Below are 26,806 nucleotides of genomic sequence, written 5' to 3'. Positions count from 1 at the left end.
AAAAATCTTGCTTGGGGCGCAATTTTGCGCGGCAGGCAAGGTATGGTGGCCAGGTGGGCACCGACGACGAGTCACTGGGGCTGCGAGAACGCAAGAAGCGGGAGACGCGCGTCGCGCTGAGCTGGGCCGCCGTGCGGCTGGCCGTGGAGCGCGGCCTGGACAACGTGCGGAGCGAGGACATCGCCGCCGAGGTCGGCGTGTCGCCGCGCACCTTCAACAACTACTTCTCCAGCAAGGCCGAGGCGATCGCCGCCCGCCACCTCGACCGCGCCCGGCTGATCGCCGCGGAGCTGCGGGCCCGTCCGGCGTCCGAACCGCTGTGGGAGGCCATCACCACCGCGGCGCTGACGCAGTTCGCGTTCGGGCGGGAGGCCGCCGGAGCCGCCCCGCCCGACCAGGCGTGGACCGCCGGTGTCCGGCTGATGATCAGCGAGCCGGCGTTGCAGGGCGAGTTCCTGAAGGCCAGCGCCGCCGCCGAGGACGAGTTCGCCGCGGCGATCGCCGAGCGCACGGGCACCGACCCCGAGCGGGACCTCTACCCCCGACTGGTCGCCGGCGCCGTCGGAGCCGCCCTGCGCGCGGCCTCCGAGCAGTGGTTGCGCGCCGACCCGCCGGTTCCGATCGCGCCGCTGGTGCGTGACGCGCTCCGCCAGCTCGCCGCGGGGCTGCCCGTTCCCTGATCCCGCCGCCCGGCGGACCTGATCTGACCAACCCGGCGACGCCGGGTCGGTTCACTCTGCCCGTTTTCCGCTCCACGTAAGGAGAAACACGTGCGTTGTGACGTCGTCATCGTCGGTGCCGGCCCGAACGGGCTGATGCTGGCCGGCGAGCTGTGCCTGGCCGGAGTGCGCCCGCTGTTACTGGAGCGCCTGCCGGGACGCACCGGGGAGAGCCGGGCGAACGGCCTGGTCGGCCAGGTGGTGCGCATGTTGGACCGCCGGGGCGTGTACGAGGCGCTCGCCGGCGACAGGCGGCCGCCGCAGCCGGCCCCGTTCTTCGTGTTCGGCGCGCTGCCACTGGATCTGGGCTCCCTGGCCGACAATCCGCTCTACGCCCTGCCGGTGCCGCAACACCGGGTCGAGGAGGTGTTGGAGGAGCGCGCTGTCGCGCTCGGGGCCGAGATCCGCCGAGGGCACGAACTCACCGCGCTGTCGCAGGACACCGACTCGGTCACCGTCACCGTCCTCGGGCCCGACGGCCCCTACCAGTTGCGCGCCCGCTACCTCGTGGGGGCCGACGGCGGGCACAGCGTCACGCGCAAGCTGTCCGGCATCGGTTTTCCCGGCGTCACAAGGGACAATTCGGTCTCGCGCTCCGCACACGTCTCCGTGCCCGCCGGAGTCGTCGATCCGGAGACCGGTGGACTGCGACTCCCCGGCCAGGACGTCATCCCGCCGTTCCTCCACCACCGCACCGACCGCGGGCTGTTCGCCTTCGCCCCACTCCCCTCCCGGGCGCCGCTGGTCAACACAACCGAATGGGACTCCCCCACGACCGACAGCCAGACGCCGCTGACCTTCGACGAGCTCCGGGAGAGCGTGCGCCGGGTCCTCGGGGTCGACCTGTCCCTCGGGCCGCCCGAGGGGCCGGGGCCGCACCTGCTGCGCCGCCTGACCGGCGGCAACACCCGCCTGGCCGAGAGGTTCCGCGACCGCCGGGTCCTGTTGCTCGGCGACGCGGCCCACGTGCACGCGGCGATCGGCGGGCCCGGGCTCAACCTCGGCCTCCAGGACGCGGTGAACCTGGGCTGGAAGCTCGCCGCCGAGATCCACGGGTGGGCTCCACCCGGGCTGCTCGACAGCTACGAGGCCGAACGACGCCCGGCCGCGCGAAGGGTCGTCACGCACACCCAGGCGCAGGCCGCCCTGACCGCTCCGGGCCCGGACGTGACCGCGCTGCGCGAGCTGTTCGGAGAGCTGCTCACCGACCAGCGGAACGTCCAGCACATCGCGGCCATGATGTCCGGGGCCGACCTCTGTTACGACATGGGCGTCAACGGGGCGCATCCGCTCGTCGGCCGGTGGGCTCCCGACCTGGAACTGACCACTGTGGACGGTCCGACCCGGCTCGCCGAGCTGACCAGGACCGCCCGCCCGTTGCTGGTGGACCTGACCGGGGACGCCTCGCTCGTCGGGGAGCTGTCCGGGTGGGACGACCGGGTCGACGCCGTCGCCGGGACCGCCCAGGACACCGGGAACACCCCGGCCCCCGCGAGCGCGCTCCTGCTCCGCCCGGACTGCTACGTCGCCTGGGCCACCTCCTCCGCACATCCCGACCAGAACGACCGAAAGACCCTCCGCACGGCCCTGACCCGGTGGTTCGGCCCGGCCAGCTAGACCCCGCGACCCGCTTTCCCGTCGGGCCGGGTTCTTCTGATCAGTAGTATTCGACCGGAAGTAGGCACCCCGACGACAGGTAGGTACCTCGTGGGTACTGGCAAGGACGACCCCGGCACGGTCTGGGCCATCCCGCCGGAGGTCTGCCCCGCGCGCACCGTCGTCGAGGTGCTGGCCAACAAGTGGGTCATGTACGTGATGGGCATGCTCCGCCACCACGGCGCCCCGATGCGGTTCAACCAGCTCCGCCGGAGCCTGCCCGGCATCACGCAGAAGATGCTGACGCAGACCCTGCGCATGCTGGAACGCGACGGTCTGGTGTGTCGCACCGTCCACCCGACGGCGCCACCGCAGGTAGAGTACGAGCTGACCCCGCTCGGCCGGGAGGCCGGCGAGATCGCCCACGCCGTCGGCGAGTGGTCGGCCGCGCACGCTGACGAGATCCTGGCCGCACGTCGGGACTTCGACAACCGCGCCAGCGGCGAGCTGGAGCCCGTTTCGCCCTGAGGTCGGACGCGAACAACCTGATCAGTCGAGAGTGGACAGTCGTTGCGCGACAGTCCCCTTGCGACGGTTCTGTGCGCGATGGTCGTTCTTGTCCGTCGCGAAGTCGAGCCCGGAGGCCGAGGTCAGGTGTGGCCATCACACCTGCCTCGGCCGCCCGGGCGGCCCGGTGCCACCACCGGCGCTCGCCCAGGGTTCACCCGGGGATCAGTGGAGCTTTCCGCGCCGGGACCGTTGACCTACCCGTGGTGCCCTGCTCAGGGCCGTGGCCCCGCCTTGCTGAGAACCTCGAACATGGCCAGGTAGTTGTTGCCCGCGTAGCCCTCGGCGATCGCCCGCTGGGCGTGCGCCCGCAGCAGGGCGGGCAGCTCGGCGTCGACGCCCTGCTCCGCGCTGGTGTGCACGATGTGCTCCAGCGCGGTCAGGTTCATCTCCATCGTGCCCAGCGTGCCGGGGAAGTTCCGCTTGTCGATCTCGGAAGCCTGCGCCCTGAGGTACCGGACCACCACGTCGGGGGCGAACCAGTCCAGGGCGATCTCGGAGAACGTCTCCGCCCCGACACCCGCTGTGCCGACGAGGGCGGCGGCGTGCAGGAAACCGTTCATCGACGCGTACATCAGGCCGAGCAGCGCCGTGTTGTACAGCACCGCCAGGCCCGGGTCCGCACCCAGGTACCGGGGGCCGCCCATGGTCTCCAACGTCACGCGGTGGGCGTCGAAGACCGCTCGCGGTCCACTGTAGAGGAACACGGAGTCGGGCTTCCCCACCGCGAAGGGCGGAACCATGATCGCACCGTCGAGGTACTCGACACCGTGCCGGTCCGCCCAGTCGACCGCCTCGCGGGCCTGCTTCGGCGTGCCGGAGCTGTGGTTCACCACCACCCGACCGGACAGGGCGTCGGCCGCGGGGGCGAGAACCCCGTACACGGCGTCGTAGTCCTTGACGCAGACGACGACAACCGGGCTCGCCGACACGGCCTCGGCGATGGTGCCCGCCAGGTGGGCGCCCCTGGCGACGAGGCTGTCGGCCCTGCCGGGAGAACGGTTCCAGACGGTGGTGGGGTGGCCCTGGTCGAGGAAGGCGTTGGCCAGGGCCGCGCCCATCGGCCCCAGTCCGACGACGGTCACGGGCGGGCGCTTCTGGTCTGCTGACTGCTGTTCGATCACGCGGGTTATCGTGAACTCTCACGTCGACGTGAGAGTCAACCTGCGGTGAGGGCCGTCACATGCGCATCGGAGAGCTGGCACAGAGAACCGGCGTCAGCGTGCGATCGCTGCGCTACTACGAGGAAACGGGCCTGCTGACACCGGTCCGCCGACCGAGCGGGTACCGCGAGTACCGCGAGGACGACATCAGGACGGTGCGCGCCATCCGCGTGATGCTCGCGGCCGGACTCGGCACCGGCACCATCGCCGAGTTGCTGCCCTGCATGGTCGACGACGGGCAGGTGCTGGCCGCCGCCTGTTCGGGCCTGCTCCCCGACCTCAACCGCGAACGCGAGCGGATCAACGACGCGGTGGCCGAGCTCCTGGCCGCGCGGGACGTGCTGGACTCCATCATCGACGCCACCGCCCCCACCTCAGGAAACGGAGCCGACGCCTGCCGCGCGAGCTCCTGGTGACGACGCTCCCTCCCTCACGTCATCCCCGACTTCGCTGACGCCTCGGAGGGCCGCCAGGGCGACAGCGAGGGCCAGCAGACGCAGCAGGTTCCCCCGGTGCCACGTCCTGCGCAGCTCTCGGAGATCGGACGTGCTCAGAGTCCTTTCACCCAGCAGTAGCCGCCGATTGACGTTGCGCACCAGGTGGGCGCTCAGGGCGACAGCCGACGCGGTGCCGGCCGCCGCGACCGTGATCGTGCGTCGGTCGCCCCCGGAGCGCCAGCTCCTGACCAGCGCCACCGCGGTTGCCGTGAGAGTCAGGGGCGCGGCGGGCGCGTAGTAGCGGAGCGGACTTCCGGGTCCCAGCAGACGTGGTTCTCGGCGCGGACGTGCCTGCCCGAGGAGCTGCGGCATGTCCACCACGGCTTCGTAGAGGTTCCCCAGAAGCCAGTGGACCTGACCGGCCCGGGCAGCCGTGAGCCACCGCGCCCGTCGCCGCCGTCGCTCTGTCCCACCCGAACGCATGTCAGGAGGATCTCCGCTGGCCTCGACGAACACGAGGCGGCAACCGGGTGATCCGCACGCCGCCGAACGCCGCTTCGGACGCGCGGTCCCGCGGCCACGAACAGCGAGGATCTGTCCGGGCCTCCTTCCCTGATCCGTTCCTGTCGGTGCCTCGTGGTTTCCTGCCCGCATGGGCGAAGCGTTGAAGGGGAAGATCGCGTTGGTCGCGGGAGCGACCCGGGGCGCGGGTCGGGCCATCGCGGTGGAGATGGGGGCCGAGGGAGCGACGGTCTACGTGACGGGGCGGACCACCCGGGAGCAGCGGTCCGAGATGGACCGGCCGGAGACCATCGAGGAGACCGCGGAGCTGGTCACCGCCGCCGGCGGTCAGGGGATCGCGGTCCAGGTGGACCACCTGGAGTCCGACCAGGTGCGCGCGCTCGTGGAGCGCGTCGACCGGGAGCACGGCCGGCTCGACGTGCTGGTCAACAACATCTGGGGCGGCGAGCTGCTGTTCAGCTGGGACGCGACCCTGTGGGAGCACGACCTGGACAAGGGCCTGCGCATCCTCCGGCTGGCCGTCGACACCCACATCATCACCAGCCACCACGCCCTGCCCCTCCTGCTCAGGAACCCCGGCGGGCTCGTCGTCGAGATGACCGACGGCACGGCCGAGTACAACGCCCGGAACTACCGGGCCACCTTCTTCTACGACCTGGCCAAGGCTGCCGTGGGTCGGATGGCGTTCGCCCAGGCCACGGAGCTGGGACCGCGCGGCGCGACGGCGGTGGCGCTGACCCCGGGCTGGATGCGCTCGGAGATCATGCTGGAGGTCTACGGCGTCACCGAGGAGAACTGGCGCGACGCCCTGGAGCGGGAGCCGCACTTCGCCATCTCCGAGTCGCCCGCGTACGTGGGGCGGGCGGTCGCGGCGCTGGCCGCCGACCCGGAGGTGAGCCGCTGGAACGGCGAGTCGCTGTCCAGCGGGCAACTCGCCAAGGTCTACGGCTACACCGACGTCGACGGCAGCCAGCCCGACGCGTGGCGCTACATCGTGGAGGTCCAGGACGCCGGCAAGCCCGCCGACGTGACGGGCTACCGCTGATTCCGTCCACTGAGGACAGACAGCGGTGACGACTGGCCGGGGCGGCGCGCGTCGCCCCGGCCAGACCCGGTCAGTCGGCGCTGGCGACGACCAGCGCCAGCGTTCCGCCAACCCGGTCGATGACGACGAGTTCGTGGAACTCGCCCAGAATCCAGCCGACCTCGTGGAACGCTTCCGCACCGAGGTTCCGGAGCTGGTAGCGGCTCGTGCCGTTCCGGATGCGGGGATAGAGGTCGCGGTCCAGGCTCTCGCTGACCGCGGCGGGCAGCGGCGCGTGTTCCTCGGCCCACCCTCGAAGCAGCGCTTCCGCCGGGGCCGCCTCGACGCGGGCGAACGAGTCCGGCGAGATGGCGGGCAACGAGTAGGGGCCGTGGATTGGTCCGGCCTCCTCGCCGTCCCCAGCACCGAGGTAGGCGTCCCGATAGCGGGGGTGGGAGAGCAGCAGCTCCAGCAGGACGCGGTCAGCCGGAGACGGGTCAGGGACGCGGAACAGCTTGATGTGGACCCACTGGTAGGTCCCGTTCCGGAAGTTGACGAAGATGTTGGCCTGATGGGAAAGCGGAGACGATCCCGCGCCGGGGAGATGATCATTCATCAAGTGTTTCCCCGTCCGCTCGGTCCGGGTCGGCCGGCGGGAGCGGTTCGGCGCGGATTTCCAGGCAGCAGCGGACGAAGTCCTGGACGACGGGGTTGGCGCCGGCCTCCGGTGGCCAGGCGATCCCGACCTGGCTGGGGCTGACGCCGGTGACCGGCCGGTAGGTGACGCCGGGACGCGCGTAGAACCGGGCGGAGGACTGGGGGGCGAGGGCGATCCCGTAGCCGTTGGCGATGGCCTGGAGCCAGTCGTCGGGGTGGTCGGTGGTCGCGCCGATCCGGGGCGGGCGGCCGTCCCGGTCGTCGGTCGCCAGCCAGTAGTCGCGCCACCAACCGGTCTCGTCCGGAGCGGCGACGAACGGCTCGTCCCACAGGTCCCGGAACGGGATCACGTCCCGCGTGGCGAGCGGGTGGGCGGAGGGCAGCGCGACCCAGCGCGGCTCGGTGAGCAGGACCTCCACCCGGAACGCGTCCTGACCGGGGAACGGCAGCCGGAGCAGTGCCGCGTCCACCTCCCCGTCCGCCAGCCCGGCCGTCGGGTTGGACCAGGCCGCCTGCCGCATGTCCACCCGCCATCCCGGCCGGAGCCGGCCGAACATCGCGATGATGTCCTGCGTCGCCTCGTTGGCGGCGCTGGCGAGGAAGCCGACCCGCAGCACGCGGGCCGCGCGACTGGCCGCGCTCTTCGTCTCGCGGAGCACGCGGTCGCAGTCGGCGAGCAACGCGGGCGCGCGGTCCGCCAGCGCCCTGCCCGCCTCGGTGAGGGTCATCCCCAGGCGCGACCGCGTGAACAGGCGCACGCCGAGCAGCGTCTCCAGGTGCCGGATCTGCTTGGTCAGCGCCGGCTGGGACACGAAGAGGCGCTGGGCGGCGCGGGTGAGGCTGCCCTCGTCGGCCACCGCGACGAAGTACCGCACCAGCCGCGTGTCGACATCCATTCCAACAGGTTATAGACGCAGGTATTGGACAACAAGCCGGGGTGTGGCGAGGCTGGGGACATCCGGTTGGCGAGGGTGTTCCCCCGCGAACCCGCGCGAAAGGAAATCCCGTGTTCACCGCCTACGTCGTCATGGTCGTCGTGACCGCCGCGAGCAACATCGTGGCGGCCGTCATCGACTTCGTCTTCGCCGAATGGGTTCTGGGCAACATGACCAAATACGGCGTTCCGCACTCGTGGATCAACCCGTTGGGCGTGGCGAAAGCCGTGGGCGCGGTCGGCCTCCTGACCGGCCTCGCGTTCCCGGTGGTCGGGATCGTGTTCGCGGCCGCTCTCCTGCTGTACTTCGTCGGCGCCGTCGCCACGGTCCTGCGCGCCCGCTGCTACTCCCACCTGCCCTACCCGAGCCCGTTCCTCCTGATGGCCGCTGCCACGCTCGTTCTCGGGCTCGCCGCCGTCTGACCTCGACCACCAGACGCGGGACACGCCCGCCCCGCGTCGCGCGGCGCTACGCCCGCGCGCTGTCCTCATCCGCGTCGGCTGCCATCTCCGCCAAGCGGGCGACTTCGAGCAAATCCTTGGTGCGCAACCACTCCGCTCCGTCGCTGGAGCGCCAGCGTTGCTCAAGCACCTGAACACAGGCGTCGAGCAGCTCGCGCTGCTCGGGCGTGAGCCGACCGCCGGCGGCAAGCGAAGCGGTAACGCAGTGGTCCAGGTCCGCTGCGGTCCCATCGCCGGGGACGAGCAGGGCCGGCAGGCGGTGACGACGCCAGAACCCGAGGGCGTGCACCGCGGCCTGACGGGCAGCGCCGTACCACCGGTCGGGCCGGTGGGGGTTGGGCTCGGTGGGGCGGGGGCTGCGCTGCCCCAGCCGCTTCGCCCGCCGGCGGGTGGCGGCGTACCGCTCGATCTCGGCGTGCCAGATCGCCCGGCTGCGCTCGATCAGGGCGAGGGCGCGCAGCAACGCGGCCTCGTCCCGCTCGAACGGCCCCGCCTGGTCCCGCAGGAAGCTCAGGCTGGCTTCGAAACCGATCGGCCGGTAGAGCTGCACGCACGAGGCCAGCGACGAGACCCGGCGCCGGTGCGGCAGGGAGGAGTCGCGAACCCTGCGGGCGTGGTTGGTGAAGCTCACGAGGACCTCCAGGAACGAGTTATATCCCGACGCCCGACGTTTTCGGAAATGAATTGGGCGCCATCCGGAGCTCGTTCATGATGTTCCCATGTCACTGAGTTCCGAGCCGGATTCGGCGGAGCAGAGGGATCGGGAGGCGATCGAACACGTTCTGGGTCGTCCGTTGCCCGACGACCCCTGGCCGGCGGCAGCGCTCCCGCCGGGCACCCGGGTGCTGGTGGTCCAGGACCCGGAGTGGGACGGTCCGTGGGCCGAGGAGTTCCTCGGCGTGGTCGACCGGACGGGCGTCCCCGAGCCGGTGCGGCACCGCCTTGCCCAACCGAACGAGTTCGCGTACTGGGTCGCCTTCGACGAGCCCCAGCGCGACGCCGACGGTGACGGCCCCTACCGCAAGGCCCAGATCTGGGGCAGGTACCTGAAGCCCGTCCCGTCCTCGTAAGCGCCAGACCACGAAGCGCTGATCCAGCACGCCATCTGAAGATCTGACCTGTGTGGACGGTTGGCTTGCCGGGGACACCGGCGAGCCCACCGTCCACTCCCCTGTCAGGGGGTGCTTTTCCGCCGCAACGACTCACTCAGGGTTCGAGGCGGTGCAGGTCCCTGGGGAACAGGGTCACCTCGCGGATGTTGGACACCCCGAGCAGGCGGGCGGTCCACCGTTCGAGCCCGATCGCGAAACCGCCGTGCGGCGGCATTCCGTGCGCGAAGACGTCCACATAGGACTGGTACGGCTCGGGGCTCTCGCCGCGTTCCGCGAGCGCGGCGAGGTAGTCGGCCCTCCGGTGCAGCCGTTGGCCTCCGGTCACCAGCTCCAGCCCGCGGAAGAGCAGGTCGAAGCTGTTGGAGTACCCGGGGCGTTCCGGGTCGGGGTGAGTGTAGAAGGGGCGTTTCACCATCGGGTACCCGGTGACGAACAGGAACTCCGAGTCGTGCGTGCGCTGGGCCCACTCCGACAGCCACCGCTCGTGGGCCGGCGCCAGGTCGGGTTCGCCCCGGGGGTCCTCCGCCGTGTGGCGGGCCAGCAGCTCCTGGGCCTCGGCGAAGTGGATCACCGGGATCGCGTGCGGGACCCGGGGCAGGCGGAACCCCAGCAGGTCGACGGCCCCGACCGCCCGCTCGGCGACCGCGTCGACCATCCGCGCCACCACGTCCCGCAGCACCGCCATGACGTCGTGGTGGTCGGCGACGAAGCCGAGCTCGGCGTCCAGGCTGGTGTACTGCGCGAGGTGGCGGGTGGTGTCGTGCGGCTCGGCGCGGAACACCGGCCCGACCTCGTAGACCCGCTCGAACACCCCGACCAGGGCCTGCTTGAACAGTTGCGGGGACTGCGCGAGGTAGGCCCGGCGGCCGAAGTAGTCGATGCCGAAGACGTTCGCGCCGGACTCGGTCACCGAACTGACGATCTTCGGGGTGCGCACCTCGGTGAAGCCGAGGTCGTCCAGGGCGGCCCGGAACCCGGCGACGCTGGCCGAGGCGACCTCGAACCCCGCCCGCAGCCGCGGGTGCCGCAGCGTGACGGGCGCGTGGTCCAGGATCGTGGGCAGTGTCGCGGTCACCGCCGGCCGGTAGGGGTCGAACGGCGGCGCGGCCGCCGGTTCGGAGAGCGCCGAGATCACGGGTTCGGTGATCTCGGCTCCCCCCGGGGCCTGCGGGTTGGCGGTCACGCGGCCGCGGACCTCGACCACGGTTTCCTCGGGCAGCTCCGCCACGGCGGGTTCCGCCGTCGCGGGCAGCACGACCTGCGCCAGCCCGGACCGGTCCCGGACGATGACGAAGGTGACGGACTTGAGACGCCGCCGTCGGTGCACCCACCCGGCGACGCGCACGACGGCGCCGGTGTGCCGGGACAGGTTGGCGGCCAGAACACGAGAGACCATCACGACTCCCTGACGGATGTGATCGATCCCTTGGGAGTGCGGGCGAGAAGGGGGACTCGCGGTGCCACCGCACTTGCGCCACCACCGGCCGGAGCCGGTGACAGCCTCGTTGGCGCCCGGTCACGGGGGCGAGCCGGCGGGGCATGGGGAGCGCCACTGGCGGTGGCGTCCGTTCCTCCCCGCACTCGGGAGGGTCTTCACCGCAGGGCGCGAGGCCGCCTTCCCAGCTGCCGGCGGCTCTCTCCGACTCGCGTGGTCCTGGGCTACTTGTCTCCGTCAACGCGTTGCCCAGGAGCATAAGCACCCAACGCCAACACGCGCGCGCCGATTTCCCACCCCCGCTCCCCCACACCAACCACGCTCGCCCCAGCGGAGGCGACTCCCGATCGCTTGATCAACAACCGAGAAGGCCAGTCGCCAGCACACACGTGGCTACGGTCGACCACCGCGCAGACGGAAGGAGATCCCGGCCCGGACCGTCGACGGAGAGCCGTGAGGGAACACGAGTACCCCGCTGACATCGTCAACGAGCTCAAGGACGAGGTCCTGTACTTCAAGGAGCTCGTGGCCTTGTTGGTGCTGTCCATTGAGGACAGTGTGGCCATGGAGGACACAGGCGAGGCCAGGCCGAACGATGCCGAGCTGGTGCGACACACCGCCACCGTCGTCGCGGACCTCGTGCGTCGGGGCGTCGTCATCGCGGGGCGCTACGGCCGGGACGACCCGGACTTCGTGCCGTGGAAGACCACCCCCGAAGAGGCCGCCGAGAGGATCGAGCGGGAGGCCGAGGTGTTCGCGGCGGCGGATCGACTCCCTGACCTGGGAGACATCTGCGCCTTCGCACTTCCCTCGTCATGGCGGAAAACACTGTCCCTTGGACGACGAGGCACGGGGGTGCGCTGGACGGGTGAAAGCCGTCCCCGTGGGCTGCCCTGCCGGGACGGCTGCTTGGCAGGGTGGAGCGGTGGTCGGTCACCAGTTCGCGGATGTGGACCTGGCCGCGTCGCACCTGACGCGGGGGGTGACGACCGGAGACGTGTGACCGCTCCCGATCGGGAGGTCGCACACCGTTCACAGCTCGATCTCCCGAGGCGTCCACCCCAGGGACATCCTGGAAGGAGTGGGCATCGCGAGGCGAACCAGCACCGAGGAGAACCACATGCCGCTGGACGACGACACGCACATCGGCCGCGCCATCGCCAGGTTCCGCAAGGCGGCCGGCCTCAACCAACACCAACTCGCCGCTCGCGCCAACATCTCCCTGAGCCTGCTCCAGAAGGTCGAGGTCGGCGACCGGGCCGCCAACCACTCCACCATCGCCGGCGTCGCCCGCGCCCTGCACCTCCCGCCCGAGAAGCTGACCGGCCAGCCCTACACCGACCACCAGGGCGACGAGGCCAGCCGCCGCCACGTCGACGCCCTCCGCGCCGTCCTGCGCCGCTACGACCTTCCCGCCGACTCCCCCGTCCGCCCGGTGGCCGACCTGGCCACCGACGTCGCCGAGATCTCCCGGCTGCGCCGCGACGCCGACTACAACCGCCTCGTGGTGCGTCTGCCCGCCCTGCTGGACGAGCTCACCACCGCCGCCCACCACCAACCCGACGCCTCCGAGCCGTGGCGGCTGCTGTGCCAGGGCTACTTCGTCACCCACAACCTGCTGCACCGCCTCGGTCACGGCGACCTGGCCGAGGTCAGCCAGGACCGGCTCGACTGGGCCGCCCAGCGCGCCAGCGACCCGCTGGCCCACGCGGTGACGGCCTGGGCGCGCTGCACCGCCTTCCAGGCCGCCGGCGACTACACCCACGGGCTGCGACTGATGGACACCGCCCGCGCCGAGCTGGATGACGAACTCCGCGGCCAGCCGTCCCCGGAGGTGTTGACCGTCTACGGCAGCCTGCACCTGCGGGCGGTCACCCTCGCCTCCCGCGCCGGGGACGCCGACACCACCCACGCCCACCTGCGGGCCGCCCGGGATCTCGCCACCCAACTCGGCAACAGCGACCAGGTGCACCACGGACTCACCTTCGGCCCTGCCAACACCCTGACCCACGAAGTCGCCGCGCACGTCGAACTCGGCGACGCCCCCGCCGCGCTGGAGGCCGCCCGGACCTGGGCCCCACCACAGGGAATGCCGCGCACCCGTCGGGGACACCACCACATCGACCTCGCCCGCGCCCACCTCGCCGTCGGTGACCGCGCCGGCGCACTGATGGCTTTGCGGGAGGCCAAGAGGATCGCTCCGCAGCAGACCCGCCTCCACCCGATGGTCCGGGAGACCACCGCGGTCCTGGTCAGCCTGCACCGGCGCGCGGTTCCCGAGCTGAGCCGCTACGCCACCTGGCTCGGGCTCACGAGCTGACAACTTCCCGTACCCGGTGCGGGAAACCAGCCTGCACCACCGGCGCGTGGGGACCGCGAACCCCCGGGTGAGGACTGTCCGGAGTGGACGGTCCGGAGTGGACGGTCAGGCGGGGGCGGTCAGCACGATGTGGTGGCCTTCGGGGAGTTGCACGACGCACTCGCGCATGCCCCAGGGTTGTTCGGTCGGCCGTTGGACGACGTCCGCGCCCGCGTCGACCGCGCGGTCGTGCAGCGCCTCCAGCTCGACGCCGACGTCGAGGTAGAGGGTGACCCGGGCGATGCGCCAGCGGCGCGTCGAGACGAGCTGGAGCCGGGGTCCGACGCTCCACGGCCCGAAGCTCACGCCCGCCACCTCGGGCGGGTCGCCGACGCTGAACAGCGTCCGGCCGCCCAGGGCCTCCCTGAGGAGGGTGAGGGTGGCCGCGACGTCGCGCACGGGCAGGGCGACCTCGGCGTTGAGCATCGGGGTGGGCTCGTGGTCCCGCGCCCTGCCGAGCACGACCATCTCGTGGGGGCGTTCGCGGTGCGGGTACCGCTGCGCCAGGCGGCCGCGTTCGGTGAGGCCGACGCGGCGGGCCACCGCCAGGGAGCGCTCGTTGGTGGCCTCCACCCACGCCTCCACGCGGGGCAGGTCCAACGGGCCGAGCGCGTGCTCCACCACCGCTCCGGCCGCCTCGGTCGCCAGGCCCCTCCCCCAGGCGTCCTTGCACAGCAACCAGGTCAGGCCGGGGACGTCGACCTCGCCCAGCAACCCGACCATCCCCGCCGGCTCGCACGCCTCGCCCCGGCGGATCACCCAGAGGTGTGCGCCGTCGCGGTCGACGCTCTCCCGCAGGCGTTCGCGGGTCTCCGCCACGTCGGCGCACACCACGTGGTTCCACCAGCGCATGACCTCGGGATCGCCGAACGCGGCGTGCAGGCCGGACGCGTCGCGGTCCGGGTCCAACGGGATCAGGCGCAGCCTGGGCGTCCTCAGTTCCACCGGGAGTCCCCTCCGGAGCGGGATGGCGCCCTTTCTACCACTTCCCGGCTCAGGCCCCGGCGGGGAGATCGGGTGCGGGCTGGGCGAGCACCCGTTCGGCGGTCCGCACGGCCAGCCCGCGGTCCGACACGAGGTGGTGGAAGATCAGCTTGGCCGCGTCCCCGGGGTCCACCCCCAGGTGCTCCAGCCGGCGCGAGATCGTCCGGAGCCGGTCGGCGTAGGGCGTGGGCAGCCGGTCCACCGAGCCGCTCAGCAGGGTGTGCTCGGCGGACAGGTAGAGCCGGCGCAGGTCGGAGGCGTGGAACACGCGGCCGTAGTAGGAGATGCCGCCCACGTGCAACAGCTCGTCGGTCATGTCCTGCTGCCACACCCGCTCGTCGGACGCGTTCTGCTCCGCGAACGTGGCCTGGGTCCGGTGGGCCATCGGGCGGACCGGGTTCGTCCGGTAGCCGGCGGTCGCCGCCGCGATCTGGTAGGCGACGAGGGTGTCGAAGAACGGCGAGTCGCCGGGCGGCAGCGGCCGCCCCCGCTCGTCGGCGGGCAGCACCTGGAGCAGCAGCCGGGTCTGCCGGGGCGTCGGGACCCGGCAGTAGGTCCGGTGGTGCAGGGTGTGCACCATCGAGCCGTCCCAGTCGTAGTTGGTGGGGCTCATGTAGCGGCCGCGGCGGCGCAGATCGCGCGCGGCCTCGACGTTGATGGCCACGAAGTGCGTGCAGCCGATGGGAGTTCCCGGCGCGGCCTCGTAGGTCCAGATCGCGTTCACCGCGGCGTCGCGCGGGAACCGCATCATGTCGGCGAACACGGCGGGTTCCAGCACGAAGCAGTCGATGTCCATGTAGGCGAAGTCGAACTGGTTGGTGGCGAAGAGGAACTCCCACACCGTGTTGTCGTCGACCTCCAGCGCGATGTTGTGGAACGGGCGGGCCAGGTTCTCCCTGATCCACCGCTGCTCCACCGCGGACAGGCCGGAGCCGATCAGCACCAGGTTGACGTCGGCGGGAACGTGCCGCTCCGCGGCGATCACCCAGTGCAGCAGGCCGGTGGTGAAGTACATGTACACGGGGGCGCGCTTGCTCTCCAACCGCTGGTAGAAGCGTTGGAACGCGGCGAGTTCCGGTCGCTCCTCGCGGGCGAAGCGGTGGTTGCGCCACGCGGTGCGCACGCTGCCCGGCACGGTTCGCTCCACGAGCTGGCGCACCGCCGGACGCAGACCGTCATACGTGGCGGCGAAGGCGAGGATGTTGCCCCACTCGTCCCGCACCTCCAACGTCCGGTCGGAGACCTCGGTGATCCCGATGCCGAACTCGATGTTGGCCCGGCGGGAGCGCAACTGCGACGCGACGCGGCCGATGTCGTCGACCAGGAACAACGCGTCCCATGCCCGGTCGGCGAACTCCCGGTGGGAGAAGCCCTCCTCGTCGTCCGGCGCGAGCTGGAGCAGCACGGCCCCCTCCGCCCGGCGGGCGAGGACCGCGGTGGTCGGGTCGCCCAGCGGCTCGACGACGTCGAAGCCGAGGACCTCCCGGTAGTACTCGGCGGCGCGGCGCAGGTCGCCCACGAGGAGGCAGGGCACGCCCATGGCCCCGCTCAACGACCACCAGGACTGGCCCATCGGCGGCTTCCTTCCGTTGTGGGGGGCGGGATCAGGGCCGCGAGGCCGGAAAGGACGAAACAGTCGGCACCGACGACCCAGACGGCGCTGTCAGCGCGGCGAGCCCGGCGCGCACCTCGCCGATGACGGTCTCGACGTCGCTGTCGCTCAACGCCTGGTGCAGCGGCAGGCACAGCGTCTCCTCCGCGGCGCGTTCCGCGCCGGGCAGAGATCCTTCGTGCCCGTAGGCCGACACGAGGTGCAGTGGCGCGTACCGGAACGTCGTGTAGACACCGCGGTCGTACAGCCGCCGAGCCATCGCGTCCCGCACCGACGCGTCCATCCGCACCCAGTAGAAGTAGTAGGAGGACGTGTGCCCGGCGGGCAGCGGGGGCGGGCACCGAAGACCATCCACAGTGGACAGACCTTGGTCGTAGCGCTCGGCGATCTCGCGGCGGCGTCGCACGAACTCCGGGAGTCGGCGGAGCTGCACGCTGCCGATGCTGGCCGCGACGTCGTTGCTGATGGAGCGACGGCCGAACGCGGTGACCTCGAACTCCCACCAGCGCGCCTCCGCGTCGGCGGTGGCGTTGGCGAACCCGCTGCTCTGCGCCATTCCCAGGGACGCGAGCTTCCGCGCCCGCTCCGCGAGCTCCGGGTCCCGGAAGCACAGCATCCCGCCGTCCCCGGTGACCAGGATCTTCATCGCGTCGAAGCTCCACACCCCGACGTCGCCGAGGGTTCCGCAGGCCCGACCGTCCACTTGGGACGCGACAGCGCACGCGCTGTCCTCCACCAGCGGCACACCGCGCTCCCGGCACAGGTCCGCGATGGCCACCAGGTCGCCGGGGTAGCCGCCGTAGTGCAGCACCACCACGGCTTTCGTGCGCGGGCCAAGCTTCTCCGCGACGTGGTCGGCGGTGGGGTTCAGGGTCGCCGGGTCCACGTCGCAGAACACGGGTCGGGCGCCGCGCGCGGCGATCGCGTTCGCCGCGCCGACGAAGGAGATCGAGGGGAGCACGACCTCGTCGCCGGGGCCGACTCCCAGCAGCTCCATGGACAGGAAGAGCCCCTCGGTGCAGCAGCTCACCGAGACGACCTGCTCCGCGCCGACGCCCAGGTGCTCGGCGAAGTCCGCCTCGAACACCTTCGTCCGCGGGCCGCGACCGAGCCAGCCGCTCGCGAACACCTCGCGAACGGCGGCCAGTTCCGCCTCGCCGAGCGTGGGTTGGAAGACGTTGATCATGCCCATGCCGCCGCCTCCGCGTCGCCGCCCGCGTCAGGCGGGCCGCTCCTCCGACCGGTGCCAGACCACCTCGTTGCCCCGCAGCTCGGCGCCGGTGACCCCGGTGACGGCCATGTAGTAGGCCAGCTCGTCCCGCACGGTCGGGTTCGGCCGGAAGACGACCCCGTCGTCCCGGGTCTCCATCCGGTCCATGCCGTGCTCCTTGAGGAAGTCGACCATCTGCTCCTCGAAGGTCAGCCGCCGCTGCAACAACCGCTCCCGCTGGTCACCGCCGAGGTCGGGGTGCAGCATGTCGAGGATCAGCACGACGCGGTCCTCGGTCCCGTCGTGCCGGACCTCGTGCTCGAACGAGTCGTCGAAGATCAGGCACTTCCCCTCCACCCACCGCAGGTCCTGACCGGCGACCCGCAGCGTCAGCCCGGCCGGGATGATCAGCGGGAGGTGGATGCGCAGCACGGCGTTCGTCGGTCCGCAGTGCGGCATGATGTGCGTCCCCGGCGACACCCGGGACATGGTGATCACGCCCGGGCTGAGCGTGGTCACCTCGGGCACCTGCTCCAGGATGCTGGCGGTCACGGGGAACCGGGCGCACACCTCGTCCCGCCACCGCCCGTCGCGGAAGAGGTGGGCCTGCTTCCAGGAGCCTTTGCGGATGAGCGCGCGGTCCTCGACCGTCGGGCGCACGGGGTCCAGCGGCTGGTCGAGCACCTGCTCGACCTCGGCCCGGATGCGGGCGTAGTTCTCCTCCAGGTAGGAGATGAACCAGAACTGGGACGGGTCGTGCACCGGCTGCGCGGCGAGGCCGGGAATGTGCTCCCGCGCCCGCTGCATCGGCTGCTCCCACACGCCCTGCCGCACGGCCTGCTCGGCGCATTCCCACGCCCGCTCCGGCTGCCCGGAGTAGTGCCAGGCGTCGATCAGGTTGCCGTAGTACCGGCGCACCATCTGCATGAGGTACGCGCGCGTTCCGACGCCCTCGCTCGCACCGTTCCCCTGCTCCCCGGCCATGGCGTTCCTTCCTCCTGGTGCGGCGCCCACCGCGTGGCGGACGACAACGACGAGAAGGGCGTGCGACTCGATTCGTGGACATTCCGACAATCGCACACACATTCCCGACGGCGCGTGCTGGTGAACCGACGCGGTCCCGATCCCCATCAGATAACCCGGCGCACACGGTGTCAACAGGGCCATTCGGGCAGTGTCTGTCAGTGTCTTTCAGCGCCTGTCAGTGTCTTTCAGCCTGTCAGCCCCTGCCAGTGCCGCTCACTCCGATAACCGGGCGCACTCGCCAGAATTGGATTCGGACAGCACCGGACCGCCGACCGCCCAGGCGTCGTCGCTTCGGCGCCCGAGCGCGGTCGGATTTCGTGAATGGCACGACAAAGCGCGGCGCGCCCGTCGGGACGCGCCCGCCCGGAATTTCCCGCCGGTGGTTTCCGGATCGGCGCCCGGAGCGGCGCCGCTACGCCTCGACCCAGCCGGCCGGGTCCAGACCGGCCCGACTGCCGGAGACGTCCACCACGGTGGCCCGCAGCGTGGCGGCCGACTCCGGCGCGGACTCCGGGAGCAGGATCTTGCTGCGGCGGAACCAGGCGGCCTCGCCCGGCCGCCGGAAGCTCAGGTACAGGAACCGCTCGCCGGCCGAGCCGTGCACGTGGGGGCCGGCGAAGTCGAGCCCGCCGCCACCCCGGCGCGGGCGCACCGGGACGTCGACCTCGTACCGCACCGACCCGTCCGACTGGGGCGTGCCCGCGACGAGCTCGCCCGACTTGTCCTGGAGGCCGACCTCCCCCTCGTCCACCGGCTCGCGCCAGACCACCTCGACCCGCACGGTCCGCTCGTCCGTCGTCATCGCCGCCCCGTTCCGCTCCCGCCGGGGACCAGCTCCAGGTCGTCCGGCACCCTGAATCCCAGGTCCTCCCGGCAGAACTCCGCCCACTCCGGCGAGGAGTGGGACCACAGCACGTCCTCGCCGTGCCAGATGGAACGCGTCACCGTGAGGTCGTGGTGGAGGTAGACCACGGTCTCGGCGGTCAGACCCTCACCGTCCACAGTGGACCAGTCGGGGAACGCCCTGAGAGCGGCCACGAGATAGGCCTTGCAGTACGGGCGCCAGCCGTCCGCGCCCTCCCCGGTGACCTCCCGCAACACCCTGGCGGCGTCGACCTTCCCGGCTGCCACGGCGATCTCGTAGGGCGAGCGGCCCTCGGGACCGCGCGCCCGCGGGTCGGCCCCGGCGTCCAGCAGCGCCCGCACCGCCGGGACGTCACCGCGCCCGGCCGCCCAGTCCAACGCGGCCCAGCCCCGCTCGTCGCGCTCGGCCGGGTCCTCGCCCCGGCCCAGGGCGGCGCGGAGGGCTTCCGCGTCGCCGTCGCGCACGGCGGCGACGAGACTCGGTGTCCTCGTCATCCTCTCCTCCTGTGTCGTCTGTGGCGGGCACACCCACCGGAGATCTCCGAGGCCTCGGACCCGTCGGGCCGCGTCGGACCGGCGGTGTTGGTCGGCGTCGGTCAGTCCTGCTCCTCGGCCACGAAGTGCACGCAGTTGCCGGCCGGGTCGCGCAGGGCGAACTCCCGCCCCCACGGCTGCTCGCCGATCTCGGTCATGGCCGGCCCGGAGGCGTCCCGGAAGTTCGTGGACACGACCTCCGACCACTCGGCGTACAGCTCGTCCAGGCCGCGCACCCACACCCAGGCCAGGGTGTTGTCCGGCACCACCTGGTCCTGGACCGCGCTGATGAACAGGGTCACGTCGTCCCGGACCACACCGGCGAAGTCGTCCTCCACGAAGTCCCGGGAGAACCCGAGCCGGTCGGTCCAGAACTCGACCGCTCCGGCGACGTCGCGCGCGGTGAGCACCGGAACGGCACTGGTCAACTTGGCCATGGCGGCTTCCTCGTCGTCCAGGGAACTCCCGTGCGACACGGGGCCGGACGGGAATCCGGATCAGTTGATCTTCTCGTACCGCAACCTACCATCGCGGAGTTCCACCGCGGTCGCGCCCACTTCCCGAAGGTGGCGACGCACCAGGCTCACCGCGCCGGTATTCGGCGAAAGAGTGACCTCGTCCCCGTGGATTTCCACCCGTTCGATACCCCGATCCCGCATGTAGGCGGTCATCCGGTCGTCGAAGGAAGCGCGGCCGGACAACATCCACTCGCGGGTCCCCGCGTCCAGCGCCGGGTGGCAGACGTCCAGCAGGAGGATGATCCTCGGCTCGTCGCCGTCGTGCCACACCTCGTGCTCGAACGAGTCGTCGAACACCATGCAGCCGCCCTCACGCCAGGTCAGCACCTCGTCCCCCACGCGGATGCGGGGGCCGTCGGGCACCCGCAGGCCGAGGTGGACCCGCAGCCGCGCGTTGGACCCGCCGCAGTGCGGGACGATGTGCGTTCCCGGGTACAGCCAGGACAGGGTCACCACGCCCGGGCCGGCCGCGGCGGCCTCGGGAATGCCGTCGATGACGCTGGCGGTGACCGGGAACCGGGCGCAGGCGTCGTCAAACCGGACGCCGGTCTCGTAGAACGTGACCTGCTCCCAGCGACCCCGGCCGAGCAGCGGCTCCTCCACCGGCAGGAAACCCTGCTCGGTCGGCCGGGTCACCGCGTCCAGCTCGGCGCGGATCTTCTCGTAGTTCTCCTCCAGGTAGCTGGTGAACCAGAAGTCCGCGGGGTCGTGCACCGGCACCGGGTCGAAGGAGGGCACGTAGTGCGTGGGGCGCTGGAGCGGGTGTCGCCACACCCCGTGGTCCACCGCCAGGTCGGCGACCTGGCGCGCGGCCTCCGCGTCACCGTCCGCCCGCAGGGCGTTGACGAGCTCGGAATAGTGTCGACGCACGTCGTCGGATCGACGCCGTGTCGGGTCCGCTCCCATCGGGAGACTCCCTTCTGTCCGGATCACGCCCGTTGCGGGGCCAGGCCGTTGGCCGTGGAGTGGGCGAGATGGGTGATGTAGGCCTTGTGGATCACGGTCGGGTCCATGCGGAAGTTGGTGTCGCTCTCCAGGAACCGCGCGCCGCACTCCTCCAGGACCTGGAACCAGCGGGTGAAGTAGGGCGTGGCGCGCAGGTCGGCGAAGGACACCCCGGTCAGCCGGTGGAACCGGGCGAAGTCCACGCCCTCCCTGGTCATCAGCGCGCCGCCCACGGGAGCGGTGAGCCGTTCCGGGTCGTCGAGGGTGAACCGGTGCGCCATGGAGAAGGTGCGCGGGTCGTCGAGGTACTCCTCGTACTTGGTGTTCTCGCTCCACAGCAGGTGGTGCCCGATGATGGACTCGGCGCCGCTGCCGAAGCCGATCTTGTCGCCTTCGAGGTCGTACTTGAAGTTGCCGTCGTGGTCCTCGTGGGCGGCGTCGCGCACCCAGTACCCGTGGCAGTACTCGTGGTACCCCGCCTGCCCCAACATCTCCATCGCCATCTCGTAGGTGGCGACCATGTCGTGTTGTTGGTGGGCTTCGAGGAACTCGCGGTCGAGCTGCATGGCCATCACCGTCTTCGGCGTGGCGCGGTAGGGGTAGACGGAGACGTGCGGCGGGTCCAGCGCGAGGATGTCCTCCACCGTGCGGCGGAAGGACTCCTGGTCCTCGCCGGGGAAACTGGAGATCAGGTCCACGTTGAAGTTGGTGATCCCGGCCTGCCGCAACAGGGGGAAGGCGGCCAGCGCCTGCTCCCTGCTGTGCGCGCGACCGGCCTTGCGGAGCTGGTAGGGGTTGAGCGACTGCACGCCCACGCTGACCCGGTCGACGCCGATCTCCCGCATCGCCGCGAGCTTCTCCGCGTCGAGGTCGTTGGGCGTGGTCTCCACCGTCCACTGGACGAGGTCGGAGAAGTCGAACGAGTCGTCCAGCGCGGCCCTGATGGCCCGCATCTCCTCCGGAGCCAACCGGGTCGGGGTGCCGCCGCCCCAGTACATCACCTTCGGCCGGTAGCCGAAGCGGGTCAACTGCGGGCCGTAGAAGCGGATCTGGTCGCACAGGGCGTCCACATAGGACGCCCTGCCCTCGGGGCCGCTGCGCAGCCGCCGCACCGGGATGTCGGTGACCCAGTCGCAGAAGTGGCACTTCGACGAGCAGAACGGGATGTGCACGTACACCGCGAGCTTCTTGTTCGGGTGGTTCCTGACCACCTCGGAGATCGCGGTGAGCAGTTGTTGGGGACTGATGGGGTGGTTCACCGGCTGCCTCCCGGTGTCGGCTCGACGGGTCCGGCCGCGGCCAGGTCGTGGATGCGCCGGATGATGCGGGTGGTGGACGCGTCGTCGACGAGCGGGAGCAGGCGCACCGCGCCGCCCCACCGCTCCACCAGCGGCGCCTCGGGCAACGTCTGGAGGGTGTAGTCCGCGCCCTTGACGTAGACGTCCGGTCGCAGGAGCTCCATCAGGTCGGTCGGGCTGTCGCCGGTGAAGGGGACGACGAGGTCCACGCAGCTCAGCGCGGCCAGCACGCGCAGGCGGTCGGCCAGGGCGTTCACCGGCCGGGTGGGCCCCTTGAGGCGGCGCACGCTCTCGTCGGAGTTGACGCCCACGACCAGCACGTCGCCGAGTTCCTTGGCGCGGCTGAGGAGCGAGACGTGGCCGCCGTGCAGGATGTCGAAGCAGCCGTTGGTGAACACCACCCGCCGTCGGCGGCGGGTGGCCTCGGCGCGCCAGTCGGCCAGCCCGTCGCGGCTGCCGATCTTGATCGTCCCGGTGAGCCCGCGGCGGAGCTCGTCGGCGTCGCAGACGGCCGTTCCGGTGCTGGCGACGGCGGCTCCGGCCGCGGCCGAGGCGAACTCCGCCGCCGCGCCGCCGTCGGCCTCGGCGGCCAGCGCCAGCGCCAGCGCGACGGCGAACGTGTCGCCGGCCCCGACCGTCGAGGTCGCCGTGCCGCCCCTGGCGTAGGTGCGGACGGGCGGCCGGCCGGGCTGGAACACCAGGGCGCCCTCGGCGTCCAGGGTCAACGCGACCAGGCCGGCCCCGGTGCGGGCGAGCAGCTCGTCGCCGAGGTCGTGGAAGTGCCGGGTGCGGTCGCCCGCCGGCCGGTCCGGAGCGCCGACCACCCGCAACGCCTCGGCGTAGTTCGGTTTGATCGCGCTCGCCCGCAGGTCGCGGAACGCCATCGGGTCGCGGGCATCCACCACCACTGTGGACGGTCCCCGCCCCCGGCGGGCGGCCAGCTCGGCGATCAGGCCGGGGGTCACCACCCCCGCCGCGTTGTCGGAGACGACCAGGACGTCCACTGTGGACAGATTCTCGTCGAGGCGTCGGACCAGCTCGCGCGCGCTGGCGTCCGAGATCGGCCTGGCCTCGCCCCGGTCGACCCGCAGCAGCATCTGCCCGTCGGCCAACACGCGCTGCCGCACCGGCGTCGTCCGGTCCCGCTCGCGCGACAGGCCGGAGATCTCGACCCCGGAGGCCGTCAGCACCGACGACAGCCGGTCCGCCTCGACGTCCCGGCCCAGCACCGACAGCAGCGTGGCCCGCGCGCCGAGGGCGCGGGCGTTGACCGCCGCGTTCGCCGCGCCCCCCGCCTGGTCCACGTCGGACTCCACCGCGATGGCCGGCACCGGGGCCTCCCGGCACATCCGCTCCGACCGGCCGTAGGTGTACCGGTCGAGGATGGCGTCGCCGACCACGAGCACCCGGAGTCCGGCGACCGCGTCCAGCAGACCGACCAGGTCGGTGTTCACGTCGCCTCCCCCGCCAGCACGCGCTCCAGCTCCCCGGCCATCGCGGCCACCGTGCGGTTCTCCATCAGCAACTGGATCGACAGCTCGGCGCCGGTCAGCTCCTCGGCCCTGCTGATGATCTGGATGGCGGCCACCGAGTCCCCGCCCAGCTCCAGGAAGTCCTCGTGCGGCCCCACGTGCTCGCGGCCCAGCACCTCGCACCAGATCGCGGTGACCTCGTCCAGCAGCCGGCGCTGCCGCCGGGAGCGCAGCCAGCCCCTGACCATCACGCCCCCCGCCGGCTGACCAGCGTGTGCGGCAGCACCAGGTAGTCCAGCTCGCAACCCAGCAGGGTGCGCACGGCGTCGTCCGGGGTCTCCACGATCGGCTCGCCCTTGGTGTTGAGGCTGGTGTTGAGCACCATCGGGATGCCGGTGCGGTCCTCGAACGCCGCGATGAGGTCGTAGAAGGCGGGATTGTCCACTCGGGACACCGTCTGGAGCCGCGAGGTCCCGTCGATGTGGGTGATCGCGGGGACCTCCGACGCCCGCTGGACCGGAGCCGCGCGCAGCATGAACGGGCTGTCGCACAGGCCGAACCACTCCGTGGCCCGCTCGTTGAGCACCGACGGCGCGAACGGCCGGAAGTGCTCCCGGAACTTCACGCGCGAGTTGAGCCGGTCGCGCATGGTCGGGTCCCTGGGGTCGGCGAGGATGCTGCGGTGGCCCAGCGCGCGCGGGCCGACCTCGCTGGCGCCGTCCCACCAGCCCACGACCGCCCCGCCGGCCAGCAGTTCGGCGGTCTTGCCCACGTAGTCCGGCACCGACTCGACCACCAGCCGGTCGGCGTGCGCGGTCAACGCCCGGTCCACGGCCCGCTGGTCGTAGGTGCGGACCGAGTACATCAGCCCCGCGTTGTCGTGCGGCAGGCGGGGATTGCCGAGCACGTGGTGCCAGTACCACAGCGCCGCGCCGATGGCGGTGCCGTCGTCCCCGCAGGCCGGGTGGAAGTGGATGCGCTCGAAGCCCGACCCGGCGAAGGCGAGCTGGGTGGCGATGGCGTTGAGGGCCGTGCCGCCGGACAGGCAGATGTCCGGGTTGATCCCGTTGCGCCGGCAGAGCGGGGCGAGGTCGGTGAACAGCCGCACCATCTGGCGTTCCAGGCCGAGCTGGATGTAGTAGGCCAGGGCGGCGTTGAGGGTGCGGTCCCCGACCTGGACGGGCACCGGGTCGCGGTCGGCGAACCGGACGAGCTCCTCGAAGTCGACCATGCTGTCCGGTGGCGGCTCGACCTCGCCGGTGGGGCGACCGTAGGGCGACAGGCCCATGACCTTGCCCGCGCCGACGATGCTGGAGCCGAACATCAGCTCGGACACCGAGCAGTAGCCGAAGTTGGCGTTGAACCACTTGTCGTAGTCGCGGCGCAACGGGAAGAGCTTGTTGTCCCTGCCCAGGAACGCCCGGCAGCCCGTGGGGTCGATGGCCAGCGCCGCCCCCGACTCGAACGGCGAGGTGAAGTAGGCGGTGGCCGCGTGGATCAGGTGGTGGTCGGGGTTGACGGTGCACGGGATGCGCCGCCCGTCGATCCGCACCTCGGTGTTGCGCTGGTTGAGCCAGAACTCGAACCACGTGTCCTTGAGGTCCGAGCCGTGCAACCGGACCACGTCCGGCGAGTCCATGTTGTGGAGGTTGCACAGCAGGACGTGGTCGACGTCGGCCAGTTCCACGCCGGCCTGGTCGAGCACCTCGGCCAGGTCGGCCGCGCGCAGGCCGGGGTGCTTCTTGATCCTGGAGAACCGTTCGGTGTTGACGTAGCCCCGGATGCGCCCCTCGGACAGCACCACCGCAGAGCCGTCGTGGTTGAAGTTGACGGACAGGATGGTGCGGACGCGTTCCACGCTCATCTCGGGCTCCCGTTCGGTCGTGCGGAGGTGGCGGGGAGCTGCCGGGTCACCGCTCGCCACACCTCGTCCACCGGAAGGTCGGTCAGGCATCTCGGGTACGGACCCTCCGGCGACTCGTAGGCCACCGGGCAGGCGTGCTCGCACCGCCGGGTGGCGACGTCCTCGGCCGCGTGCCGGATGTCCTGGCAGGGGTACCGCAGGGACACCCCGCGGTGCCGGGGGTAGACCCTGGCCCACAGGAACTCGGTTCCCGTCGGCCCGTACAGCACCACGGTCGGCGTGCGCAGCGCCGCGGCGAGGTGGGCGGGCGCGGAGTCGTTGCCCACCAGGAGTTCCACGCCCGCCAGGAGGTTGGCCGTCCGGTTGAGGGACTCGCCGACCGCGACGTGGACGCGCGCGTCCGGCCGCTGGGCGAGCACGTCCCGGCTCAACACGGCCAGTTCCGCCCGTTCCTGCTCGGCCCCGAGCAGGTAGAGGCTCGCGTCGAGCTCGTCGACCAGCCGGACGCACAACCGCGCGAAGTGCCGCAACGGCCACCGGCGGTTCCAGAGCCGCGCGCCGCCGGGGTGCACCGCGATCCTGGGCGCCGGGGCGTCCAGCTCCGGTGTCCACTCCGGACGTTTCGGCAGCACCGGAACGACCTCGCCGGAGCGGGGCGCGGGCAGGCCGAGCGCGGCGGCGGCGCCGCGGGCGTAGTCGTACAGGTCGGGCCGTCCGCGCAACGAGGGTGGCAGCCGGATCGGGTGCGTGATCGCGGTGTCCCCCGGGCCTCCGGTGGGCAGGGCGACCCGGACCGGGATCCCCGCGGCGCGCGCCTCCCGCGCGTCGAGGTCCCTGCTGTCCGGGTCCACCACGCACATCTGGAAGCCCCGCTCGGCCAGAACGCGCCGGAACTCCCGCCACCGCCCGGGATCGGTGTCCCCGACGGCGGGGCAGCGCAGCACGTCCGTGGCGTAGCTGTGGCCGGTCAGCAGTTCGGAGAAGCGGTCGACCAACTCCGACCCGGCCACGACGCTGACCTCGGCCAGCGGGTGGGCCCTGCGCAGCAACGACAGCAGGATGTTCCGCTGGACGAGGTCACCGAGGCCGGGTCCCCGGAGCCGGGCGAACACCGCGATCCGCCGGATCGCCGGGTTGTCGGTCATGCCACCTCCCCTCGCCGCCGTCCGCCCCGGTCGCCTCAGGCCACCCGCTCCAGGCGGCCCTGGCCGGCCAGCGTCGCCAGGTCGATCCGGGCGACGCAGCGCACCGGCTCGAAGTCGAGCGTGAGGGTGCCCACGAGCTTCACCTCGCCGCTGCCGGCCGCGAAGTCCGCGCCGGCGAGGTCGGTCGCGCCCTGGTCGAGCTGGATGCCCAGCTCGGTGCCGCCGCGGGTCTCGGTGAAGCGGACGATCACGTAGCCCTCGTCGATCGCCGCGCGCAGCGCCGAGGCGGTGCGCTCGGGCCGCAGGCTGGCCTCGATCGGCTGCTCGGCGGCGCTGAGCCGCTCGAC

General features: G+C 71.8%; 26 protein-coding genes. 8 read left to right on the top strand and 18 right to left on the bottom strand.

Going from position 1 to position 26,806, the window contains the following annotated elements; translation table 11 throughout:
• Window positions 1–53 precede the first annotated feature (53 nt).
• The 3 genes from BUE43_RS17360 (at window position 54) to BUE43_RS17350 (ending at window position 2,843) form a co-directional block, all read left to right on the top strand.
• Complete coding sequence (locus tag BUE43_RS17360) at window positions 54–680, top strand: TetR/AcrR family transcriptional regulator (RefSeq protein ID WP_073484374.1); 627 nt, start codon at window positions 54–56, stop codon at window positions 678–680.
• Window positions 681–770: 90 nt separating this feature from the next.
• Entirely contained in the window at window positions 771–2,336 is a 1,566-nt protein-coding gene (locus BUE43_RS17355; protein WP_143174217.1) for an FAD-dependent monooxygenase, read from the top strand.
• Window positions 2,337–2,426: 90 nt separating this feature from the next.
• The gene (locus tag BUE43_RS17350; protein WP_268844433.1) at window positions 2,427–2,843 is read left to right on the top strand and encodes a winged helix-turn-helix transcriptional regulator; all 417 of its coding nucleotides are present in this window, start codon (window positions 2,427–2,429) and stop codon (window positions 2,841–2,843) included.
• 254 nt (window positions 2,844–3,097) lie between these two features.
• Here BUE43_RS17350 and BUE43_RS17345 read toward each other — a convergent pair whose 3' ends face one another.
• Window positions 3,098–4,006, bottom strand: a complete 909-nt coding sequence (locus tag BUE43_RS17345) for an NAD(P)-dependent oxidoreductase (protein ID WP_073484372.1) — start codon at window positions 4,004–4,006, stop codon at window positions 3,098–3,100.
• A gap of 59 nt (window positions 4,007–4,065) precedes the next feature.
• Between BUE43_RS17345 and BUE43_RS17340 the strand changes: the two genes are divergently transcribed.
• Together BUE43_RS17340 and BUE43_RS17330 are read left to right on the top strand one after the other, a co-directional pair.
• A complete protein-coding gene (locus tag BUE43_RS17340) occupies window positions 4,066–4,461 on the top strand; it encodes a MerR family transcriptional regulator (protein WP_073484370.1) in 396 nt (131 codons plus the stop codon).
• 673 nt (window positions 4,462–5,134) lie between these two features.
• A complete protein-coding gene (locus BUE43_RS17330; protein ID WP_073484367.1) occupies window positions 5,135–6,049 on the top strand; it encodes an SDR family oxidoreductase in 915 nt (304 codons plus the stop codon).
• 70 nt (window positions 6,050–6,119) lie between these two features.
• Here the strand turns inward: BUE43_RS17330 and BUE43_RS17325 are convergent, their stop codons facing one another.
• Entirely contained in the window at window positions 6,120–6,644 is a 525-nt protein-coding gene (locus tag BUE43_RS17325; RefSeq protein ID WP_073484365.1) for a hypothetical protein, read from the bottom strand.
• Window positions 6,637–7,581, bottom strand: a complete 945-nt coding sequence (locus tag BUE43_RS17320) for a LysR family transcriptional regulator (RefSeq protein ID WP_073484363.1) — start codon at window positions 7,579–7,581, stop codon at window positions 6,637–6,639. Before BUE43_RS17320 ends, BUE43_RS17325 begins: the two co-directional genes overlap by 8 nt.
• 110 nt (window positions 7,582–7,691) lie before the next feature.
• Between BUE43_RS17320 and BUE43_RS17315 the strand changes: the two genes are divergently transcribed.
• A complete protein-coding gene (locus tag BUE43_RS17315; RefSeq protein ID WP_073484361.1) occupies window positions 7,692–8,042 on the top strand; it encodes a DoxX family protein in 351 nt (116 codons plus the stop codon).
• Between the two features lie 46 nt (window positions 8,043–8,088).
• Here BUE43_RS17315 and BUE43_RS17310 read toward each other — a convergent pair whose 3' ends face one another.
• Complete coding sequence (locus tag BUE43_RS17310; protein ID WP_073484359.1) at window positions 8,089–8,712, bottom strand: hypothetical protein; 624 nt, start codon at window positions 8,710–8,712, stop codon at window positions 8,089–8,091.
• A gap of 88 nt (window positions 8,713–8,800) precedes the next feature.
• Between BUE43_RS17310 and BUE43_RS17305 the strand changes: the two genes are divergently transcribed.
• Window positions 8,801–9,151, top strand: a complete 351-nt coding sequence (locus BUE43_RS17305) for a ferrous iron transport protein A (RefSeq protein ID WP_073484357.1) — start codon at window positions 8,801–8,803, stop codon at window positions 9,149–9,151.
• A gap of 136 nt (window positions 9,152–9,287) precedes the next feature.
• On the opposite strand, the gene aspS is transcribed toward BUE43_RS17305, so the two are convergent.
• On the bottom strand, window positions 9,288–10,589 hold the full coding sequence (gene aspS, locus BUE43_RS17300; protein ID WP_073484355.1) for an aspartate--tRNA(Asn) ligase: 1,302 nt from the start codon (window positions 10,587–10,589) through the stop codon (window positions 9,288–9,290).
• Window positions 10,590–11,709: 1,120 nt separating this feature from the next.
• Between aspS and BUE43_RS17295 the strand changes: the two genes are divergently transcribed.
• Entirely contained in the window at window positions 11,710–12,948 is a 1,239-nt protein-coding gene (locus tag BUE43_RS17295; protein ID WP_234995773.1) for a helix-turn-helix domain-containing protein, read from the top strand.
• A 105-nt stretch (window positions 12,949–13,053) separates the two neighbouring features.
• Here the strand turns inward: BUE43_RS17295 and tlmB are convergent, their stop codons facing one another.
• From tlmB to BUE43_RS17230, 13 genes are all read right to left on the bottom strand, one after another.
• Window positions 13,054–13,932 carry a bleomycin family antibiotic N-acetyltransferase TlmB gene (tlmB, locus tag BUE43_RS17290; RefSeq protein ID WP_063856490.1) on the bottom strand — a complete coding sequence of 293 codons (879 nt, stop codon included), beginning with the start codon at window positions 13,930–13,932 and terminating at the stop codon, window positions 13,054–13,056.
• 49 nt (window positions 13,933–13,981) lie between these two features.
• Window positions 13,982–15,544: a VOC family protein gene (locus BUE43_RS17285; RefSeq protein WP_073484354.1), complete on the bottom strand. Its 1,563-nt coding sequence runs from the start codon at window positions 15,542–15,544 to the stop codon at window positions 13,982–13,984.
• Window positions 15,545–15,575: 31 nt separating this feature from the next.
• Window positions 15,576–16,775: a DegT/DnrJ/EryC1/StrS family aminotransferase gene (locus tag BUE43_RS17280; protein WP_073484352.1), complete on the bottom strand. Its 1,200-nt coding sequence runs from the start codon at window positions 16,773–16,775 to the stop codon at window positions 15,576–15,578.
• A gap of 27 nt (window positions 16,776–16,802) precedes the next feature.
• Window positions 16,803–17,777 (bottom strand): aspartyl/asparaginyl beta-hydroxylase domain-containing protein, encoded by a 975-nt coding sequence (locus BUE43_RS17275; RefSeq protein WP_143174215.1) that lies wholly within the window; start codon window positions 17,775–17,777, stop codon window positions 16,803–16,805.
• A gap of 454 nt (window positions 17,778–18,231) precedes the next feature.
• Entirely contained in the window at window positions 18,232–18,621 is a 390-nt protein-coding gene (locus BUE43_RS17270; RefSeq protein WP_073484351.1) for a DUF5990 family protein, read from the bottom strand.
• Window positions 18,618–19,178: an ankyrin repeat domain-containing protein gene (locus BUE43_RS17265; RefSeq protein ID WP_073484349.1), complete on the bottom strand. Its 561-nt coding sequence runs from the start codon at window positions 19,176–19,178 to the stop codon at window positions 18,618–18,620. The genes BUE43_RS17270 and BUE43_RS17265 overlap by 4 nt, the downstream gene beginning before the upstream one ends.
• Window positions 19,179–19,279: 101 nt before the next feature.
• Window positions 19,280–19,654 carry a phleomycin/bleomycin binding protein Ble-Sh gene (gene ble-Sh / locus BUE43_RS17260; protein ID WP_063842998.1) on the bottom strand — a complete coding sequence of 125 codons (375 nt, stop codon included), beginning with the start codon at window positions 19,652–19,654 and terminating at the stop codon, window positions 19,280–19,282.
• Between the two features lie 60 nt (window positions 19,655–19,714).
• On the bottom strand, window positions 19,715–20,605 hold the full coding sequence (locus BUE43_RS17255; RefSeq protein ID WP_234995772.1) for an aspartyl/asparaginyl beta-hydroxylase domain-containing protein: 891 nt from the start codon (window positions 20,603–20,605) through the stop codon (window positions 19,715–19,717).
• A 59-nt stretch (window positions 20,606–20,664) separates the two neighbouring features.
• The gene (locus BUE43_RS17250) at window positions 20,665–21,939 is read right to left on the bottom strand and encodes a coproporphyrinogen-III oxidase family protein (RefSeq protein ID WP_073484345.1); all 1,275 of its coding nucleotides are present in this window, start codon (window positions 21,937–21,939) and stop codon (window positions 20,665–20,667) included.
• A complete protein-coding gene (rfaE2, locus tag BUE43_RS17245; RefSeq protein ID WP_073484343.1) occupies window positions 21,936–23,432 on the bottom strand; it encodes a D-glycero-beta-D-manno-heptose 1-phosphate adenylyltransferase in 1,497 nt (498 codons plus the stop codon). The genes BUE43_RS17250 and rfaE2 overlap by 4 nt, the downstream gene beginning before the upstream one ends.
• Window positions 23,429–23,698: a phosphopantetheine-binding protein gene (locus BUE43_RS17240; protein WP_143174214.1), complete on the bottom strand. Its 270-nt coding sequence runs from the start codon at window positions 23,696–23,698 to the stop codon at window positions 23,429–23,431. The genes rfaE2 and BUE43_RS17240 overlap by 4 nt, the downstream gene beginning before the upstream one ends.
• The gene (locus BUE43_RS17235) at window positions 23,698–25,314 is read right to left on the bottom strand and encodes a carbamoyltransferase C-terminal domain-containing protein (RefSeq protein WP_073484948.1); all 1,617 of its coding nucleotides are present in this window, start codon (window positions 25,312–25,314) and stop codon (window positions 23,698–23,700) included. Before BUE43_RS17235 ends, BUE43_RS17240 begins: the two co-directional genes overlap by 1 nt.
• Entirely contained in the window at window positions 25,311–26,459 is a 1,149-nt protein-coding gene (locus tag BUE43_RS17230; RefSeq protein WP_073484339.1) for a glycosyltransferase family 9 protein, read from the bottom strand. Before BUE43_RS17230 ends, BUE43_RS17235 begins: the two co-directional genes overlap by 4 nt.
• Between the last annotated feature and the right edge of the window lie 347 nt (window positions 26,460–26,806).

Origin of the sequence: Streptoalloteichus hindustanus, from assembly GCF_900129375.1 — a bacterium.
Lineage (GTDB): Bacteria > Actinomycetota > Actinomycetes > Mycobacteriales > Pseudonocardiaceae > Streptoalloteichus > Streptoalloteichus hindustanus.
Note: the sequence above shows the minus strand (reverse complement) of the source record. Positions and strands in the feature narration are given on the sequence as shown.